Source organism: Alteraurantiacibacter aestuarii, from assembly GCF_009827405.1.
Lineage (GTDB): Bacteria > Pseudomonadota > Alphaproteobacteria > Sphingomonadales > Sphingomonadaceae > Alteraurantiacibacter > Alteraurantiacibacter aestuarii.
On the sequence record NZ_WTYY01000003.1, the window covers coordinates 567,646 to 585,044 of the forward strand.

Annotated in this window: 18 protein-coding genes; 12 read left to right on the plus strand and 6 right to left on the minus strand. The window is 63.1% G+C overall.

The window, feature by feature from the left end; genetic code table 11:
* The first annotated feature begins 38 nt into the window (after positions 1-38).
* From pgmG to GRI32_RS08175, 4 genes are read left to right on the plus strand one after another with little or no spacing between them, the layout of a single operon-like run.
* A complete protein-coding gene (gene pgmG, locus GRI32_RS08160; protein ID WP_160590984.1) occupies positions 39-1,445 on the plus strand; it encodes a phosphoglucomutase/phosphomannomutase PgmG in 1,407 nt (468 codons plus the stop codon).
* A gap of 8 nt (positions 1,446-1,453) precedes the next feature.
* Positions 1,454-2,296 (plus strand): arylamine N-acetyltransferase family protein, encoded by an 843-nt coding sequence (locus tag GRI32_RS08165; protein ID WP_160590986.1) that lies wholly within the window; start codon positions 1,454-1,456, stop codon positions 2,294-2,296.
* Between the two features lie 51 nt (positions 2,297-2,347).
* Positions 2,348-3,703, plus strand: a complete 1,356-nt coding sequence (locus tag GRI32_RS08170; RefSeq protein ID WP_160590988.1) for an MFS transporter — start codon at positions 2,348-2,350, stop codon at positions 3,701-3,703.
* 39 nt (positions 3,704-3,742) lie between these two features.
* Entirely contained in the window at positions 3,743-6,193 is a 2,451-nt protein-coding gene (locus GRI32_RS08175) for a ligase-associated DNA damage response DEXH box helicase (RefSeq protein ID WP_160590991.1), read from the plus strand.
* A 213-nt stretch (positions 6,194-6,406) separates the two neighbouring features.
* Here GRI32_RS08175 and GRI32_RS08180 read toward each other — a convergent pair whose 3' ends face one another.
* The 4 genes from GRI32_RS08180 to GRI32_RS08195 form a co-directional block, all read right to left on the minus strand.
* Positions 6,407-6,841, minus strand: coding sequence for an ExbD/TolR family protein (locus tag GRI32_RS08180; protein WP_160590993.1), 435 nt, complete (start codon positions 6,839-6,841; stop codon positions 6,407-6,409).
* 45 nt (positions 6,842-6,886) lie between these two features.
* The gene (locus GRI32_RS08185; protein WP_202385982.1) at positions 6,887-7,426 is read right to left on the minus strand and encodes an ExbD/TolR family protein; all 540 of its coding nucleotides are present in this window, start codon (positions 7,424-7,426) and stop codon (positions 6,887-6,889) included.
* Positions 7,427-7,505: 79 nt separating this feature from the next.
* On the minus strand, positions 7,506-8,276 hold the full coding sequence (locus tag GRI32_RS08190; protein WP_160590995.1) for a MotA/TolQ/ExbB proton channel family protein: 771 nt from the start codon (positions 8,274-8,276) through the stop codon (positions 7,506-7,508).
* A gap of 39 nt (positions 8,277-8,315) precedes the next feature.
* Positions 8,316-8,981: an energy transducer TonB gene (locus tag GRI32_RS08195; protein WP_160590997.1), complete on the minus strand. Its 666-nt coding sequence runs from the start codon at positions 8,979-8,981 to the stop codon at positions 8,316-8,318.
* A 397-nt stretch (positions 8,982-9,378) separates the two neighbouring features.
* Here GRI32_RS08195 and GRI32_RS08200 point away from each other — a divergent pair, with 397 nt between their 5' ends.
* Positions 9,379-10,176, plus strand: coding sequence for a hypothetical protein (locus GRI32_RS08200; protein WP_237437449.1), 798 nt, complete (start codon positions 9,379-9,381; stop codon positions 10,174-10,176).
* Positions 10,177-10,278: 102 nt separating this feature from the next.
* On the plus strand, positions 10,279-11,583 hold the full coding sequence (locus GRI32_RS08205) for a homoserine dehydrogenase (protein WP_160591001.1): 1,305 nt from the start codon (positions 10,279-10,281) through the stop codon (positions 11,581-11,583).
* A gap of 37 nt (positions 11,584-11,620) precedes the next feature.
* Here GRI32_RS08205 and GRI32_RS08210 read toward each other — a convergent pair whose 3' ends face one another.
* Positions 11,621-12,124 (minus strand): hypothetical protein, encoded by a 504-nt coding sequence (locus GRI32_RS08210; RefSeq protein WP_160591002.1) that lies wholly within the window; start codon positions 12,122-12,124, stop codon positions 11,621-11,623.
* A gap of 103 nt (positions 12,125-12,227) precedes the next feature.
* Here GRI32_RS08210 and glpX point away from each other — a divergent pair, with 103 nt between their 5' ends.
* The 6 genes from glpX (at position 12,228) to rplT (ending at position 16,285) form a co-directional block, all read left to right on the plus strand.
* The gene (gene glpX, locus GRI32_RS08215) at positions 12,228-13,238 is read left to right on the plus strand and encodes a class II fructose-bisphosphatase (RefSeq protein ID WP_160591150.1); all 1,011 of its coding nucleotides are present in this window, start codon (positions 12,228-12,230) and stop codon (positions 13,236-13,238) included.
* A 150-nt stretch (positions 13,239-13,388) separates the two neighbouring features.
* A complete protein-coding gene (locus GRI32_RS08220) occupies positions 13,389-14,324 on the plus strand; it encodes a ribose-phosphate pyrophosphokinase (RefSeq protein WP_160591004.1) in 936 nt (311 codons plus the stop codon).
* A gap of 2 nt (positions 14,325-14,326) precedes the next feature.
* On the plus strand, positions 14,327-14,740 hold the full coding sequence (locus GRI32_RS08225) for a cupin domain-containing protein (protein ID WP_160591006.1): 414 nt from the start codon (positions 14,327-14,329) through the stop codon (positions 14,738-14,740).
* Positions 14,741-14,750: 10 nt separating this feature from the next.
* Positions 14,751-15,533: an inositol monophosphatase family protein gene (locus GRI32_RS08230; protein ID WP_160591008.1), complete on the plus strand. Its 783-nt coding sequence runs from the start codon at positions 14,751-14,753 to the stop codon at positions 15,531-15,533.
* A 159-nt stretch (positions 15,534-15,692) separates the two neighbouring features.
* Complete coding sequence (gene rpmI / locus GRI32_RS08235) at positions 15,693-15,896, plus strand: 50S ribosomal protein L35 (protein ID WP_160591010.1); 204 nt, start codon at positions 15,693-15,695, stop codon at positions 15,894-15,896.
* Positions 15,897-15,925: 29 nt separating this feature from the next.
* Positions 15,926-16,285, plus strand: coding sequence for a 50S ribosomal protein L20 (rplT, locus tag GRI32_RS08240; protein WP_160591012.1), 360 nt, complete (start codon positions 15,926-15,928; stop codon positions 16,283-16,285).
* A gap of 120 nt (positions 16,286-16,405) precedes the next feature.
* On the opposite strand, the gene GRI32_RS08245 is transcribed toward rplT, so the two are convergent.
* The gene (locus tag GRI32_RS08245; RefSeq protein WP_160591014.1) at positions 16,406-17,287 is read right to left on the minus strand and encodes an SH3 domain-containing protein; all 882 of its coding nucleotides are present in this window, start codon (positions 17,285-17,287) and stop codon (positions 16,406-16,408) included.
* Between the last annotated feature and the right edge of the window lie 112 nt (positions 17,288-17,399).

Sequence of the window (17,399 nt, forward strand, 5' to 3'; positions counted from 1 at the left end):
ATCGATCAATTAGCATCGGTCAATTAGCAGGAGCCAAAATGACCCACACATTCAATCCCACGGTTCTTCGTGAATACGATATTCGCGGTATTGTCGGCGAGACGCTGGGCGTGGAAGATGCCCGCGCGATCGGGCGCGGCTTCGGCACGCTGTTGCAGCGCGATGGCGGCAAGAAGGTGGCGGTTGGCTATGATGGCCGGGTCAGCTCACCCATGCTGGAAGCGGCGCTGATCGAAGGGCTTACGGCCACCGGCTGCGATGTCCGGCGGATCGGCATGGCCGCCACGCCCATGCTCTATTACGCAGAAGCCTCAGCCGAAGAGGTGGATGGCGGCATTCAGATAACTGGCAGCCACAATCCCGCCAATTACAATGGCTTCAAGATGGTATTTCGCGGGCGTCCGTTCTTCGGCGCCGATATCCTCCTGCTGGGCAAGATGGCCGCGGCCGGAGACTGGATCGATGCCGCGCCGGGCAGCGTCGAGAGCGTCGATATCATGGACGCCTATATCGATCGCCTGCTCCAGGGTCTCGATGGAATCGATCCCCAGGTCCTGGCCGGTCTCAAGGTCGGCTGGGATGCCGGCAACGGTGCTGCCGGACCCGCGCTGGAAAAGCTCGCCGCGCGCCTGCCCGGGGAGCATCATCTGCTGTTTACCGAAGTCGATGGCGAATTTCCCAATCATCATCCTGATCCTACTGTTGAGGAAAATCTTGAGGATTTGCGGAAGCTTGTCTCCGTAAAATCCCTCGATTTCGGAGTGGCATTCGACGGGGATGGCGACAGGATCGGCGCAATCGATGGCCAGGGACGGGTGATCTGGGGCGATCAGCTGCTGATGATCTATGCCGAAGATCTGCTCAAGACGCGCAAGGGCGCGACGATTATCGCCGATGTGAAGGCCAGCCGCGCGCTGTTCGATCATATTGCGGAGTGCGGCGGCAAGCCGCTGATGTGGAAGACCGGCCACTCGCTGATTAAATCCAAAATGAAGGAAACTCATTCGCCGCTGGCCGGGGAAATGAGCGGACACGTGTTTTTCGCCGACACATATTATGGTTTTGACGATGCGCTTTATGCCGGAATCAGGCTGATCGCGGCGTCTGCACGGCTGGGCAAATCGGTGACCCAGCTTCGCAGCGACATGCCGCAGATGCTCAACACGCCGGAAATGCGCTTCCAGGTGGATGAAAGCCGCAAGTTCGCCGCCATCGATGAAGTGAAGGAGCGGCTGGCCAGGACCACCGCGGACGTCAACGATACCGATGGCGTGCGCGTCACCAATGACGATGGCTGGTGGCTGCTGCGCGCATCCAACACGCAGGACGTGCTGGTGGCCCGTGCCGAGAGCAACAGTGAGGAAGGGCTCGCCCGCCTGATGGCGCAGATCGACGAGCAGCTCAGCCTGTCCGGCCTCAAGCGCGGCCCGCAAGCCGGGCACTAACCCGTCCGATGGGTGATCGGCTGGGCGCCTATTGCGCCAGACTGGCGCTGGACGAAGTACCGGGGGCCGATGCGGCGGGACTTGCCCTGCTGCAATCGGCCCACCGGCAGGCGATCACGTTCGAGAATCTGGACGTGCTGCTGGGCTGTCCGATCCTGATCGGCAGTGACGATGTCTTTGCCAAGCTGGTGACGGCGGGCCGTGGCGGGTACTGTTTTGAACAGAACCGGCTTTATGCAGATATGCTGGCGCTGATGGGGATTGCCAGCCGCCCGCTGCTGGCGCGTCCCCGGCTGGCCATTCCCGATAATGTGATCCCGCCGCGAACGCATGTGCTGTTGCTGGCCGATCTTGGCGGTGAAAAGTGGCTTGCCGATGCCGGATTTGGCGGCTCCTACGTCCCGCCACTGCCGCTGACGGACGGTGCAGAAACGCGCACGCCGGATGGTGCGCGCCACCGCCTGCGCCATATCGGCCGGGCGGACGGCGACTGGCTACTCGAACGATCAGGCCCGCGCGCCACCACCGATGGCCGCGCGCAGCCACATGGCGACTGGCAGGCGCAATACAGCTTCGATCTGGCACCGGTCGCGCAGGCGGATATGGATCAGGCCAATCACTGGACCGCCACCTGGCCGCAATCGCGCTTTGTGCTGGGGCCTATTGTCAGCCGGGTGCTGCCGGGGGGCTTCATGGCGCTGTCCGGCACATCGCTCAGCATCGCACAGGGCGACCAGTCCGAGCGGCGCGAGTTGCAGGACGCGCAAGAATGGCGCGCCGCCCTGGCCGATCTGTTCGCCATCGATCTGGACCTGGCGCAGGTCAGCCAGCTGCGCCTGTTTGACAGTTAGACAAATCCGCAAGTTGCGGCATACTCGCCCGTTCACAGGGGGGTTCAAGACATGGCCAGCATTCCGGCGGAGCAATCCGCGCTTATCCTGACACGCAGCAAGCCGCTGCGATTGCTGACGCTGCTGCTGTTCTATTTCACCCAGGGCTTCCCCATCGGCCTGTTCTTCTATGCCGTTCCCACATGGATGGCGGCCAATGGCGCGGGCACGGGGGAAATCGGCGCGGTTGTGGCCACGGCGTCGCTGCCGTGGTCGCTCAAGCTGATCAACGGCTTCCTGATTGACCGCTATACCTTCCTGCCGATGGGGCGGCGGCGCGTGTGGATCATCGGCGCGCAGGCGCTGATCGTGCTGATTCTGCTGGCAGGCGCGGTCATTGCACCCGAACATTCCGATATCGCGATGCTATCGGCCATTGGCTTTGTCGCCAATATGGCGGTCACCTTCCAGGACGTGGGGATAGACAGCCTTGCCGTCGATATCATGGAGGAGGATGAGCGGGCAAAGGCCGGCGGCATCATGTTCGGCGCGCAATTGCTGGGCATTGCCGCCACCACCGCTGGCGGCGGGGCGCTGCTGGCAGCTTCCGGCATATCCGCCTGCCTGATGGTGGGCGCGGTCGTGCCGGGCGTGGTCATGCTTTATGGCATCATCATCCGCGAACGCAGCGGGGAGCGCCGCCTGCCGTGGACCCACGGGCAAAGCCACAGGCGCAATCTGGATATCCAGGTAGAGGCATGGTGGCCGCTGCTGGTGAATGCGGTGAAGGCGATCATCGTCCCGCTCAGCCTGATGCTGATCCCGGTGCTGCTGTTCCGGTCCCTGCCGTGGGGCGGGTTTGAGAGCTTCCACCCGATCCTGTTCCAGGACGTGGGCGGCTGGAAGCTGACCGAATATACCAATTTCACCTCCACCCTTGGGCTGGCCACCGGCGTTGTCGGGCTGGTGGTGGGCGGCTGGCTGATCGATGCGATTGGCGCGCAGCGATCCATGCTGATCGCGGTGATCATCGGCATCGCCCTGCTGATCATCATGGGCGCGAGCCAATCCTTGTGGAGCGAGAGCTGGTTCCTGATGGGGTTTGCCGGCGCCATCGAATTTGTCGGCCTGTTCTATGCCATCGCCATGATCCCCATCTGCATGCGCATGTGCTCGCCCGCCGTCGCCGCCACGCAGTTCACCATCTATATGGCGGTCGGCAATTTCGGCAGGCCTCTGGGGGCCAGCCTTGCCGCGATGACGGCCGGGCAGGGCCATCCGCAATTGTTCTATTACACGCTGGCCGGAATCTGGACGCTGGTTGCCGTCGTGATCTACTTCGCGCGCTTTCCGGAAGAGAATGTGGCCGAGCATGAGGCGGCGCATGAACTGCCGCAGGCAGAAGGGATTGCGCCGATCCGGGATTAGGGCACTGGAAATGCGCTGGCGGCCTGCCATCTTGTAACGATGGTGGAGATTGCGGCGCAGGTCCCTGAAGAAATTGCCGACTGGTTCGCCGGGCGCGGCTGGCGGGTCCGCCAGCATCAGGCCGATATGCTGGCCGCATCGCAGGCCGGCAAGCATGCCATGCTGGTGGCCGATACCGGCGCCGGCAAGACGCTTGCTGGCTTCCTGCCCACGCTGGCGGCGTTCTGCCCATCGGTGCTGAATGGCGCGGCGCCGCCCGATGGCCTGCACACGCTCTATGTCTCGCCGCTCAAGGCGCTGGCGCATGATGTGCAGCGCAATCTGCTCACCCCGGTGGCCGATATGGGGCTGGATATCAGGATAGAGACGCGCAGCGGGGATACGCCATCGGACCGCAAGCGCCGCCAGCGCTCCCGCCCGCCTCAGATCCTCTTGACCACTCCTGAGAGCCTCTCTCTGCTTCTCAGCTTCCCTGAGAGTTTTGCGTTGTTTGCCGGGCTGAAGCGGGTGGTGGTGGACGAAATCCACGCCTTCGCCACGCAGAAACGCGGGGATCTGCTGGCGCTCGCACTGTCGCGCTTACAGGCGATTGCGCCCGATATGCAGCGCGTGGGACTTTCCGCCACCGTTGCCGATCCGGAGGCCTTTCGCGAATGGCTGGCGCCGTGGGGCGATGTGGATTCGGTCGCGCTGGTGGCGGGTGAGCGGGGCGCTGCGGCACAGGTGGAAATCCTTCTGCCAGAAGAGGAGCGCGTGCCCTGGGGCGGGCATGCGGCGATCTGGGCCATTCCCCAATTGTACCGCCGCGTGTGCGAATGTCGTACCACTCTGATCTTCACCAACACGCGGTTTCTGGCCGAATATATCTTCCAGAAACTGTGGGAGGCGAATGAGCAGAACCTGCCCATCGGCATCCACCACGGCTCGCTATCCACCGAGGCGCGGCGCAAGGTGGAAGCGGCTATGGCGCGCGGGGAATTGCGCGCGCTGGTGTGTACCGCCAGCCTCGACCTGGGGGTCGACTGGGGTGACATAGATCTGGTGGTGCAAATGGGCGCGCCCAAGGGATCATCGCGTCTGCTCCAGCGGATCGGGCGTGCCAATCACAGGCTCGATCAGGCCAGCCGCGCGCTATTGGTGCCGGGCAACCGCTTTGAATTTCTCGAGGCGTGGGCGGCCAAGGACGCGGTGGATGAAGGCCAGCGCGACGGCGAGGATTTCCGCCCTGGCAGCCTTGATGTGCTGGCGCAGCACGTGATGGCCTGCGCCTGTGCCGCGCCATTCGATGAACAGCAATTGCTGGCGGACGTGCGCGCCTGTCTGTCCTATTCCTGGGTGGATCAAAGCGTGTGGGAGCGGGTGCTCAGCTTCATCGCTACCGGCGGATATGCCCTGCGCGCCTATGACAAGTTCAAGCGGATCACGCGCGACGGGCACGGCGTGTGGCGGCTGACTCACCCAGACCAGGCGCAGCGCCACCGGATGAACGCGGGCATCATCGTCGATAGTGAAATGCTCAGCGTGCGCTTTCGCAATGGCCGGTCGCTAGGCAAGGTGGAGGAGCGCTTTGCCGCATCGCTCACGCCGGGGGACACCTTCCAGTTTGCCGGGCTCAACCTTGAGGTCGAGCAGCTGCGGGACATGGAGCTGGTGGTGCGGGCCTGCAGGAAGGCGGCGATGATCCCGTCCTATGGCGGTCTGCGCCTGCCGCTCACCACCCATCTGGCCAGCCGCGTTCGCGCCTTGCTGGTGGACCGGGCGGGCTGGGCACGTTTCCCCGACGATGTGCGCGAATGGCTGGAGGTACAGGACTGGCGATCGCAGCTTCCCGGACCGGACAATCTGCTGGTGGAAAGCTTCCCGCACGGGGGCCGTGAATACAGCGTCTATTACACCTTCACCGGGTGGAATGCGAACCAGTCGCTGGGCATGCTGGTCACCAAGCGGATGGAGGACATGGGGCTGATGCCAGGTGGCTTCGTGGCCAATGACTACTCGCTGGCGGTGTGGGGCCTGAAGCCGGTGGAGGACCCTGCTGCACTGCTTTCACCCACGATCCTGCAGGAGGAATTCATCGACTGGGTGCAGGATTCCTACCTGCTGCGGCGCGCGTTTCGCGAAGTGGCGGTGATTGCGGGACTGGTGGAGCGGCAGCATCCCGGCAAGCGCAAGACCGGCCGCCAGGTCACCTTCTCGACCGATCTGATCTATGACGTATTGCGCAAATATGAGCCCGGCCATGTGCTGATCGAAGCGGCCTGGGCCGATGCCCGATCACGCATGACCGACATAGAGCGGCTGGGCGATCTGCTGGACCATGCGGCAGAGCGGCTTGAGCATGTGCAGCTTGAGCGTGTCAGCCCGCTGGCCGTTCCGGTGATGGTGATGATCGGCCGCGAAGCCGTTCCGCAAGGGGCAGCGGACGATGAACTGCTGCTGGAGGCCGAGGCATTGGCCAGCGCGGCGATGGAACGGGATATGCCGCTTTAATCCCGTCCGAAGCTGCGAAACTGCTCATTGCCGATAAAGGCGAATTTCCTCAGGCCAGCGCCGCCCACCATCGCGATGATCTGCACCGATATGTCATAGCTGGCCTGCGGGTCTGGCTGGCACCGGGCCGGCTGACGACCACCGTATGGATTGCGGGCAAAGAAAAAGGGGCGGGAAAACCCGCCCCTTGATCTGTTTCACTGGCTTGGGCCGTTACTTGCCGAAGCTGCGATATTTTTCGTTTCCGACGAAGCCGAACTTGGTGACGCCAGAACCCTTGATGATGTTCAGCACGCGTGCCGAAAGTTCGTAGCTGGCGTTTGCTTCCGGCTCGAACTGCAGTTCCGGCTCAACCTGAAAGTTGAGCGTTTCCTGCAGATTGCGAACCAGTTCGTTCGAATTGATCGGTGTTGCGTTCCACAGAATCTCACCACCGGGGGTGAGAACGATCTTGTTCGTGACCGGATCGATCATGTCCTCTGGCGGAGGATTCGGATCCGGCGAGGGAAGATCGATGTTGATCGCGTGGGTCGCAACCGGGATCGTGATGATGAACATGATGAGGAGAACGAGCATGACGTCGATCAACGGCGTCGTGTTCATTTCCATCATCGGCTCGCCATCGTCGCTTCCGCCTGACATTGCCATGAGTGTTTACTCCTCGTGTTCTATCTAATCCGGGATCGACGGCGATTAGCCGTTGGGATCGACCGGATTGGAAATGAAGCCGACAGTTGGATAACCCGCCGCCTGCACATTAAAGATCGTGCCGGCAACACAGCGCCAGGGTGCATTCACGTCGCCGCGAATGTGAACCTGCGGAATGAGCTCCGGTTGTGCACGAATGGCTTCAGGGCCGCCCGCACGCTGTACGATGTTGTCCAGCTTTTCGAACGCCTGGTCATACAGCTCGCCCGAATCGACCAGCGTTGTGTTGTTGATGTACACGCGGCATTCGCCATTACGGGTTGCACCGGAATAATCAGTCCTGATTGTGCCCGGCGTCCGACCCGCTTCATCCGTCGTGGTGACGGTAAGCAGCAGGTTCTCGACCTTGTCGTCCGAAGGTATGGAAACCATAATCGGAACTTCAAGTTTCTCGACCGTCTGAATGGCGACCGGGACTGCAATCAGGAAGATGATCAGCAGCACCAGCATGACGTCCACCAGCGGGGTGGTATTGATGTCAGACATCGGCTTGTCGCCGCCGTCTCCACCAGTCGCTATGGCCATGTTTCTCGTCCTATCTCAAATTAAGCTGCAAGGGGCAGGCGGGCGCTGGTTTGCGCCCGCCCCCATTTGAGTATCAGCTTCAGGCCTTCGGTGCGCCAGCCGGCTTTGCAGCGGCAGGAGCTGCCTTTGCAGCCGGAGCAGCCGCCATCGCAGGCTTCACAGTGCCATTCGAAGAAATGTTGGCCAGCAGTTCGGTCGAGAAACCGGAGAGCATCGCAGCGATCTTCTTGTTGCGGCTCTGCAGGAAGTTGTAGGCGAACACGGCAGGCACAGCCACGAGCAGACCGATGGCGGTCATGATCAGGGCTTCACCAACCGGACCGGCAACCTTGTCGATCGATGCCGAACCGGCGATGCCGATGTTGATCAGAGCGCGGTAGATACCGATAACCGTACCCAGCAGACCAACGAACGGTGCGGTTGCACCCGTGGTTGCCAAGAAGGGAAGGCCGCCGGCAAGCTTGCCGTTGATGGCGGACTCGGAACGAGCCAGCGATCCGTGCAGCCAGTCATGCGATTCCAGATTGTCGGTCATCTTTGCACTCTGCGCCTGAGCGGCGTGTGCATCGTCAACCAGCTGGCGCCATGCGCTGTTCTTGTCGAACTTGGTGGCGCCTTCGGTCAGCGTGCTTGCACGCCAGAATGCAGGACGGCCAGCGCGGTACTGCTTCATCACCTTATTCTGCTCGAGCCACTTGGTGATCAGGATGTAGAACGAACCAACCGACTGGATGACAAGAACGGTAAGAATGGACCAGGCGACGGGGCCGCCCTGTTCCATCGCTTCCATGAAGCCGAACTGGTTCTGCGGGGCCTCTGCAGCACCAGCTGCCAGGAGTTCAATAAGCATGCGAAAGTCCTCTCTTGAGAATAACTGAAATTCTGAAAATTAGCTGAGACGGTAAACGATGGTGAGTGAATCGCGACCGGAGGTCGGATTGCCACTGGCATCGAGCGCCGGCTCGTAACGCGCGTAACGTTCCATGCCCTCGCAGGCGGCTTCATCGAGGATCGATTCACCACTTGAGGAAGTCACGGAGCAAGACTGCACGCGGCCATCGGGTCCGATCGTCACACTCACACCCACGTTGCCTTCAATCTCACGGCGTACGGCGCGCGAGGGATAGGCTTCCTGGATACGTGAAGACCAGCGATTGAAATTGTCGCGCTGCGCAGCCCGGGCCTGCGAAGGCGCCGGAGGCGGCGGGGGCGCAACCACTGGTGCGGGCGGCGGAACCGTCCGAATCACAGGTGCAGGAGGCGGAATATTCGTTTGCGTCCGGATTGGCGGAGGCGCGACCGACACGTTGATCGGTGGCGCCGGCGCAACCGGCGGCGGCGGCGAAACATCTTGTTCCGGCGGCGGCGGCGGTGGTTCCTCCGGCTCTGGTTCAGGCTCCTCAATATCCACGGTGGTCACGCGCTGAACAACTTCCTTCATCGCCGAAATGGCGAGTCCGCTTATCAGTCCGTAACCGATCACTACGTGGATCAGGGCAACGATGATAATCGATACAACTCGACTACCGCTCATCTCTTGGTCAGCGTAAGCCATCCAGTCCCATCACTCCATTTTCATCCACCAGGGCAAGCCCGGCCATAACAGCATAAAACAGGCCCAACCCTGTTTGCCGCATCGAAGATTTTCCGTCCCGATTTATCGGGAGCGGATATTGGAAAGACTATCCCAAGCCCTTCCAGACGCCAGACCCCCGCTATTATTTTGTCGGTAGGTCCGTTCCCGGCGGGTCTTAACGGCACACTTCCGCATGGGCAAACGCTTTATCGGTTAAGCACTGATTCACCGGATAAACGCAGGCTAAACCATGTATCTGGCGATCAAATGTGCCATTTCCGATTCTCCGTTTCAGGAGCTTGCGATGCCGATTTTGTACCGATTCCCCAATTTGGCGAATCTTTCGACTGCCCTTTTTGCTTCCCTTATGGCCTTGATGCCACTGGCAAATCCGGCACAGGCGCAGGTCGTTGCAGGTCCGGCTGCGCCAATTGAGCCAAGCTATGTGGAACTGGTGGAACTGGCGCTGGCGGCGGATATCGTGGCGCGTGTGCAAATCGATGATCAGGCAACATTGAGAGCCGAACGCGCGCCAGATGTCGCTCCCGGCAAAGTTCGCATCTATGCTGAATCGATAACTCAGGCCCTGTTGGGCGGGCGCATTGCAATTGGCGAATCGCTTGCCTTTCTGGTCGATCTGCCGGCTGATGCCAGGGGCCGGGCGCCCAAGCTCAAGAAACAGGTGTTCCTGATATTTGCCCGCTCGGTGGAGGGGCGGCCGGGACAGGTCTATCTTGCCGGACAGGGCGCCATGCAGCCTGCCACGCCTGCGCTGGAACAGCGCGTGCGCCAGGTGCTGACCCAGCTGGCGGAGAGTGCTCGCCCGCCCGTGATCACCGGCGTGCGCGAGGCCATGTCCGTGCCCGGCAATCTGGTGGGGGAATCGGAAACGCAGATATTCCTTGAGACGCGCAGCGGCGATCCGGTGTCGCTTTCGGTAATCCGCCGTCCCGGCATGACGGCCCAATGGGGTGTTTCGTGGACCGACATTGTCGATCAGGCAGCGCGCCCGCCGCAGGCGCAGACGCTGGAATGGTATGCGCTGGCCTGTTTCCTGCCGGCAGACCTGCCCGAAGACGCGTTCATCCAGCGCGACCGCGAATCACGCGATCGGGCACGTGAGGATTATCGCATGGTGCTGGGCCAGCTCGGTCCCTGCGTGCGCAATAACTGAAGCTGGCGCGCGCATCCCCCTAGCCAAGCGCAATCGCGCGCTTTAACGCGGCGCGCCTGAGATCAGGCTCATTGCAGTACACGCACTCTTCCGGGGGAATTTATGACAGCACCTCTTCGCATCGCTCTGGCGGGCCTTGGCACGGTTGGGGCGGGCGTTATCCGCCTGCTGGAAGCCAATGGCGACATTATCGCCGCGCGTGCAGGCCGCGCCTTGCAGGTGGTGGCCGTGTGCGCCCGTGATCGCACCAAGGATCGCGGGATCGATCTGTCACCCTATGCCTGGGAAGATGACATGACCGCGCTGGCCGCGCGCGACGACGTGGACGCGGTGGTCGAACTGGTCGGCGGGTCTGATGGCCCGGCGCTGGCGCTGGCCCGCAATGCGCTCAACAGCGGCAAGCAGGTGGTCACCGCCAACAAGGCGATGATCGCCCATCACGGCATGGAACTGGCCGCATTGGCCGAGGGCAAGGGCGTGGCGCTGAAATATGAAGCAGCCGTGGCCGGCGGCATTCCGGTGATCAAGGGGCTGGGCGAAGGTGCCGCGGCCAACCGGATCGACGGAATTTACGGCATCCTCAACGGCACCTGCAATTACATCCTCTCCCAGATGGAGAGCACCGGCGCCGATTTTGGCGATGTGCTGAAGGACGCGCAAGACCTTGGCTATGCCGAGGCCGATCCCGCCTTTGACATTGAAGGCGTGGACGCCGCGCACAAGCTGGCCATCCTGGCCGCGCTGGCGTTCGGCACGCAGCTGGATTTTGCCGCAGTCGACATTTCCGGCATCACCAAGATCCGCGCCGCCGATATCGCCCAGGCCGATGCGCTGGGTTATGTGATTCGCCTGATCGGTGTGGCCGACTGCGAGGACAAGGGCGGCGAGCGCTTCCTGTTCCAGCGCGTGCAGCCCTATCTCGTCTCCAAGCAGCATCCGCTCGCCTCTGTCGACGGGCCGACCAACGCGGTGGTGGCCGAATGCAACTTCGCCGGCCGCCTGCTGTTCGAAGGTGCCGGTGCGGGCGATGGCCCCACAGCCAGCGCCGTGGTTGCAGACCTGATCGATATCGCCCGCGACCGCGTCGCCCCGCCGTTCTCCCTGCCGGTATCGGCCCTGCAAAGCGCCGCGCCGGCCGATCCGGGCCACCGGGTCAGCCGCGCCTATATGCGCTTCGTGGTGGCAGATCGCCCCGGCGTTCTGGCAGAGATCACCGCTGCCATGCGCGATGCGGGTGTTTCCATCGAAAGCATGATCCAGCACGGCCATCCCGAGGAGGGCGGCGATGTGCTGGTGGCAATCGTCAGCCATGAAGGGCCTGAAAGCGCGGTGAGCGCTGCCCTGGACCTGCTTGACGGATCGCCCAGCCTGTCTGAACCGCCGCTGGTGATGCGCCTGCTGGGCTAGGTCGCGGGCCTTTATGGGGCCAGCTCAGGGCCTGCGTTCAAGGTCCATAGACATCATCCTCCAGCCCGGCCTTGGTCTGGGCACCGGTATCAACCGGCTCCGGCACCGGCTGAGCGGCGCGCGTGGCAGCGGCGATGTCGTCGGCGTCGGTCGGCCCGCCATACAGCCGCGCCGCTTCCGATCCGGCTGGCGTTTCCGGCAGGGCATCGAAATCGGTCACCACGGCAGGCGGCGGAACCCTGCCCAGCTTGCCGACGCACAAGGTGTAGGCACTGCAAGGCATCAGCATTCCGCCCGGGTCCTGCGCCCGCGGAGCGCCGCTGCCGGTCACTTCGACATCCGCCCGTGGAGGGCGTTCGAACGTGTAGCGTTCCGGATCGGCGACATCGCGGCAGACCACGATGACATCGGGATCTTCCGCCTGAGCATCGGCACAATCGTCGGTATCTTCCGGTTCGACAGACCAGTATTCGCGCGAATTCTCGATCGCCTGCTCCGCGGTCAGGACCTCCGCCTCCTGCCCGCGCGCCGCCGCGCTCAAGGAAGTGGCCAGTCCTGCAAGCAATATCCGTCCTGCCACGCTCGACATCGCGCACCCCCCAGCCTAACGGATGCGCAACATCGGTTTCGAGGGTGAATTGCGTATGAACACCGCATCTTCCGGCAAGGCTTCACCGGCAGCTGAAAGCCCGCTTGACCGTGTGCTGGCGCTCGAAATGGTCCGCGTGACCGAGGCCGCCGCCATTGCCGCCTCCGGCCAGTCTGGCAGGGGTGACGAGAAGGCGGCAGACCAGGCAGCGGTTGAGGCGATGCGCGCCGCATTCGATCTGGTGCCCATCAACGGCACGGTCGTTATCGGCGAGGGGGAGCGTGACAATGCGCCCATGCTGTTCATCGGCGAAAAAGTGGGTGCCGCCGCTCCGGGTGCGCCGCAAGTCGATATCGCCGTCGATCCGCTGGAGGGCACCACCATTACCGCCAAGGCCGGGGCCAATGCGCTGGCGGTGCTGGCGATTGCCGGCAAGGGCTGCCTTCTTAACGCGCCTGACATCTATATGGAAAAGCTGGCCGTGGGGCCGGGCTATCCCGCAGGCGTGATCGACCTGGACAAGAGCGCGGAGGAAAATGTCGCCGCCGTGGCCGCGGCCAAGGGCGTTGCGCCGGACCAGCTGATGGTCTGCGTGCTCGACCGTCCGCGCCATGGCGAACTGATCGGCCAATTGCGGGCGATCGGCTGCGGCATCCAGCTGATCCCCGATGGCGACATTGCCGGGGTGATCGCCACCACCGATCCTGACACCACGATTGACCTGTACATGGGGTCTGGCGGCGCACCTGAAGGCGTGCTGGCCGCCGCCGCGCTGCGCTGTGTGGGCGGTCAGTTCCAGGGGCGGCTGATCTATCGCAATGATGACGAGCGCCGCCGCGCCGTGGCATGCGGGATAGAGCAGCTCGATCGCATCTATTCGCTGGAGGACCTGGCCAGCGGGGATTGCATCTTTGCCGCCACCGGCGTGACCGACGGATCGCTGCTGAACGGGGTCAAGCGCGTGCGCCGCCCCGATGGAGAGCCGATCATCACGACGCAGAGCGTGGTCATGCGCGCCTCATCGGGAACGGTGCGCTGGGTAGAGGGCGAGCACCGGGCCAGATGATGGGGCCAAATGATCGGGCGAAATGATCTTGCATGGGGCCAAGTTTGTCGCATTTCCCCATCTAGCCCCAAGCTGCAGGTTGCAATCATATGACGCTGGGCTAGAGCCTGCCCCAGCGAATCCGAACGCGCGCCAGGAGAAGGCCAGTCCATGAAAATCATGTCCGGCAATGCCAACCTGCCGCTTGCCCGCGCCATTGCGGCCTATCTCGAAGTGCCGCTCACCGATGCCAGCGTGCGCCGCTTTGCGGATGAGGAAATCTTCGTTGAGATCCATGAGAACGTGCGCGGCGAGGATGTCTTCATCCTGCAGTCGACCAGTTTTCCGGCCAATGACAATCTGATGGAACTGCTGATCTGCATCGATGCGCTGAGGCGCGCATCGGCCAGCCGGATCACCGCCGTGGTGCCCTATTTCGGCTATGGCCGACAGGACCGCAAGCCCGGCCCGCGCACGCCGATCTCGGCCAAGCTGGTGGCGAACCTGATTACCGAGGCGGGCGCAGACCGCGTGCTGTCGGTCGATTTGCACGCCGGACAGATCCAGGGCTTCTTCGATATTCCGACGGACAATCTCTATGCCGCGCCGGTGATGGCAGCCGATATCCAGGCGCGATATGGGGAGAATGACCTGATGGTCGTGTCCCCCGATGTGGGCGGCGTGGTCCGCGCCCGCGCGCTGGCCAAGCGGCTCGACAATGCGCCGCTGGCCATCGTCGACAAGCGCCGTGAGCGGCCCGGCGAATCCGAAGTGATGAACATCATCGGCGATGTGAAGGGCCGCAACTGCATCCTGATCGACGATATCATCGATTCGGGCGGCACGCTGTGCAATGCGGCCGAAGCCCTGCTGGCGGCGGGCGCCAAAAGCGTGGCCGCCTATATCACCCACGGCGTGCTTTCGGGCGGCGCTGTGGCGCGGATTGACGGCTCCTGCATGAAGGAACTGGTGATCACGGACACCATCATGCCGACCGATGCCGCCAGGGATTCTGCCAAGGTCCGCGTCCTCACCATCGCCCCGCTGGTGGGCGAGGCCGTGCGCCGCATCGCCGACGAAAGCTCGGTCTCCAGCCTGTTTGACTGACGATGCGCACGATCTTCCTGGCGGCAATGGCACTCACCGCCTGTTCGCAGGAACAGGCACCGGTGCCGCAGCCAGAAGCAAGCGGATATCGCCCGCCCATCGGCTCCAACGAGATTTTCCGCGGTGAACCCGGCGCTGCGCCGGGGCATGAGCTGATCGTGACGGATCTGCTGCTGGGGCCGGACGCTGTAGGCGCCACCCATTATCATCCGTGGGAGGAATATCTCTACGTGATCGAAGGCAGCGCGAAGGTGGATGTTGCCGATCTTGGCGAAGGGACGCTGGTGGCTGGCCAGTCCTTCATCATCCCCGCGCAGGCGGTGCACACGCCGCGCGCTGGCCCCGATGGCGTGCGCGCCATCATCATTCGCGTCCACAATGAGGGCGAGCCGACCATGGTGCCGGTAGATCAGTGAAATCCCCGCAATGAACCTCAAAGCCGAAATCGCACTTGCCCACCGCCTCGCCGATGCCGCGCGGGCGGAGATATTGCCGCTGTTCCGCACGCAGGTGGACAGTGAGGCGAAGGACGATGCCACGCCTGTCACCATTGCCGATCGCAATGCCGAAGAAGCGATGCGCCGTATCCTCAAGGCGGAAGCGGGGCAGGACGGCGTGCATGGCGAGGAGTTCGGCATCGAGCCGGGCAAGTCGGGCCGCCAGTGGGTGCTCGATCCGATCGACGGCACCACTGCCTTCCTGGCTGGCCGCGCCACCTTCGGCACGCTGATCGCGCTGCTGGTGGAAGGCTTTCCGGTGCTGGGCATGATCGACCAGCCGGTGCTGGGGGAGCGCTGGCTGGGAGTGATGGGGCAGGCCACCACGCTCAATGGCCAGGTCGTCTCCACCCGCCGCTGCCGCGAACTGGCCAGCGCCACGCTGGCCACCACCGGCCCGCATTATTTCGATGAGCATCAGGGCCACACCTTCATGACGCTGGCCAGCCGCACCGATCACAAGCGCATGGTGATGGGCGGCGACTGCTATAATTACGCCTGCCTCGCCTCCGGCCATATCGACATCGTGTGCGAGGCGGGCCTGAAGATTCACGACTATGCCGCGCTTGTCCCGGTGGTGGAGGGTGCCGGCGGTGTGATGAGCGACTGGCGGGGCGAGCCGCTCCACGCAGGATCGGACGGGCAGGTGCTGGCGCTGGGCGATCCCGCGCGGCTGGAAGATGTGCTGGAGGCGATGGCCGCAGCGCATTGATCCGCCGGCCAATGGCGAAACTCCCGCTTGCCTTTCGCGCGCATTGGCTCTAGTTGCGCGCGCTTCACTGACACGTGATTATCTTCCGGTCTGGCTGTAAGGGCTGCCAGGGCTGGTTGGACGTGTTCTCGAACCCATATCCTTTTAGGGGAGACGAAAATGCCCAAGCTGAAGACGAAGAGCGGCGTTAAGAAGCGCTTCAAGCTCACCGCCACCGGCAAGCTCAAGCATGGTGTCGCTGGCAAGCGCCACCGCCTGATCAGCCACAATGCGAAGTATATCCGCCAGCAACGCGGGACCAAGGTTCTTTCCAAGGCCGATACGGCTGCGGTGAAGAAATGGGCCCCCTACGGTCTCGGTTGAGATCGCTGCGCATTATCAGGAGATAAGATATGCCTCGCATTAAACGCGGCGTGACCACGCGCCAGAAGCACAAGCGGATACTGGACCAGGCCAAGGGCTTTCGCGGTCGCCGCAAGAATACCATTCGCGTTGCTCGTCAGGCCGTCGAAAAGGCCGGCCAGTACGCCTATCGCGACCGCAAGGTTAAGAAGCGCAATTTCCGCGCCCTGTGGATCCAGCGTATCAACGCTGCGGTGCGCGCCGAAGGCCTCACCTATTCGCAGTTCATGCACGGCGTGAAGCTGGCCGGGATTGAGCTGGACCGCAAGGTCATGGCCGACCTGGCGATGAATGAGGGCGAAGCATTCGGCCTCATCATCAAGCAGGCCAAGGGTGCACTTCCGGCCTGATCCTGCGGGATAGATTCGGAACGCAAAAAAGGGCGCGGATGATTTGGGTCATCCGCGCCCTTCCTTTTCCCGCAAACACCCGGCGAAGGGTCGTGTACGCCGGGTGCTTTCGGGGGACCTTTACTGCAGGTCTTCTACAGAGACCCAGCCTTTGGTGCCGAAATTGTCCTCGGCCTCGATCCACAGCCCTTCGCGCTTGCCTGTCGGGGCCAGCTCTGTGCCTGCCCGCAGGGTGCGGACCTCGGCTGCACTGGCGAGGGGACCTGAGCGCATGACCGTGTCAACTGCGGCGATGGCAGCAGGAGACGCATCGGCTGCGGCGCTGGCACCCGGCGCCGGCGCCGCTTCCAGCGCGGCACGCTGCGCCACGATCTGGTTGAAGGCGATGATATAGGCCTCGGTCAGCTTCTGTCCGTCCCGACTTTCGGCATAGCCCGCGCCCTCGGCGAGGCCGCGTGCCCATGATCCGCCAGAGCGGCCAAAGCTGAGCGATGAGGAACTGACGGAGCCACTGCCCACGGCAAGCGGCTGGCCATTGGACGGGCTCACCACTGTGAGGCCCGCAGCCACTGTGCGCCGGCGACCGCCAAGACCGCCCAGCAGGCCGGCAGCCGCGCCACCAAAGGGTACGCGCGAAAGGACGCTGGAAGCAGCACCGCTGCGAATCAGCGCTTCTCTGGCCGCTGCCCCGGCCAGGTTAAGGCCCTGGTCCACTTCCTCCTCGGTTCCGGCCACTGCGGTGACCAGGTAGCGAGCCGGCTCATTGCCGCCGCCATGCGGCGTGAAACAGCCCGACTCGGTCGCCAGCTTGGTGATCAGAGCGCGCGGAGAACCAAGGTTCCATTGGCTCCAGCCCGCGCCTGCGCCATCGACCAGCGCGATCGAACCGAGGCTTTCATCGCAGCGGGCCAGCTCCACTTCGTCTTCCGCTGCGGCGGGCTGGGCAGCCAGCGCGATCAGGCTTGCGGCCATTACTGTCAGTGTGATGTTGTTCTTGCTCATGGTGTCCCCCAATTACGGCGGCGCCGCCAAAAAGGCGCGCCAGCAGCATTTCGATGAACGCGGGCATCAATGGCAATGGTCCGGAACCGACCTAACAGGACTTGTCATAACC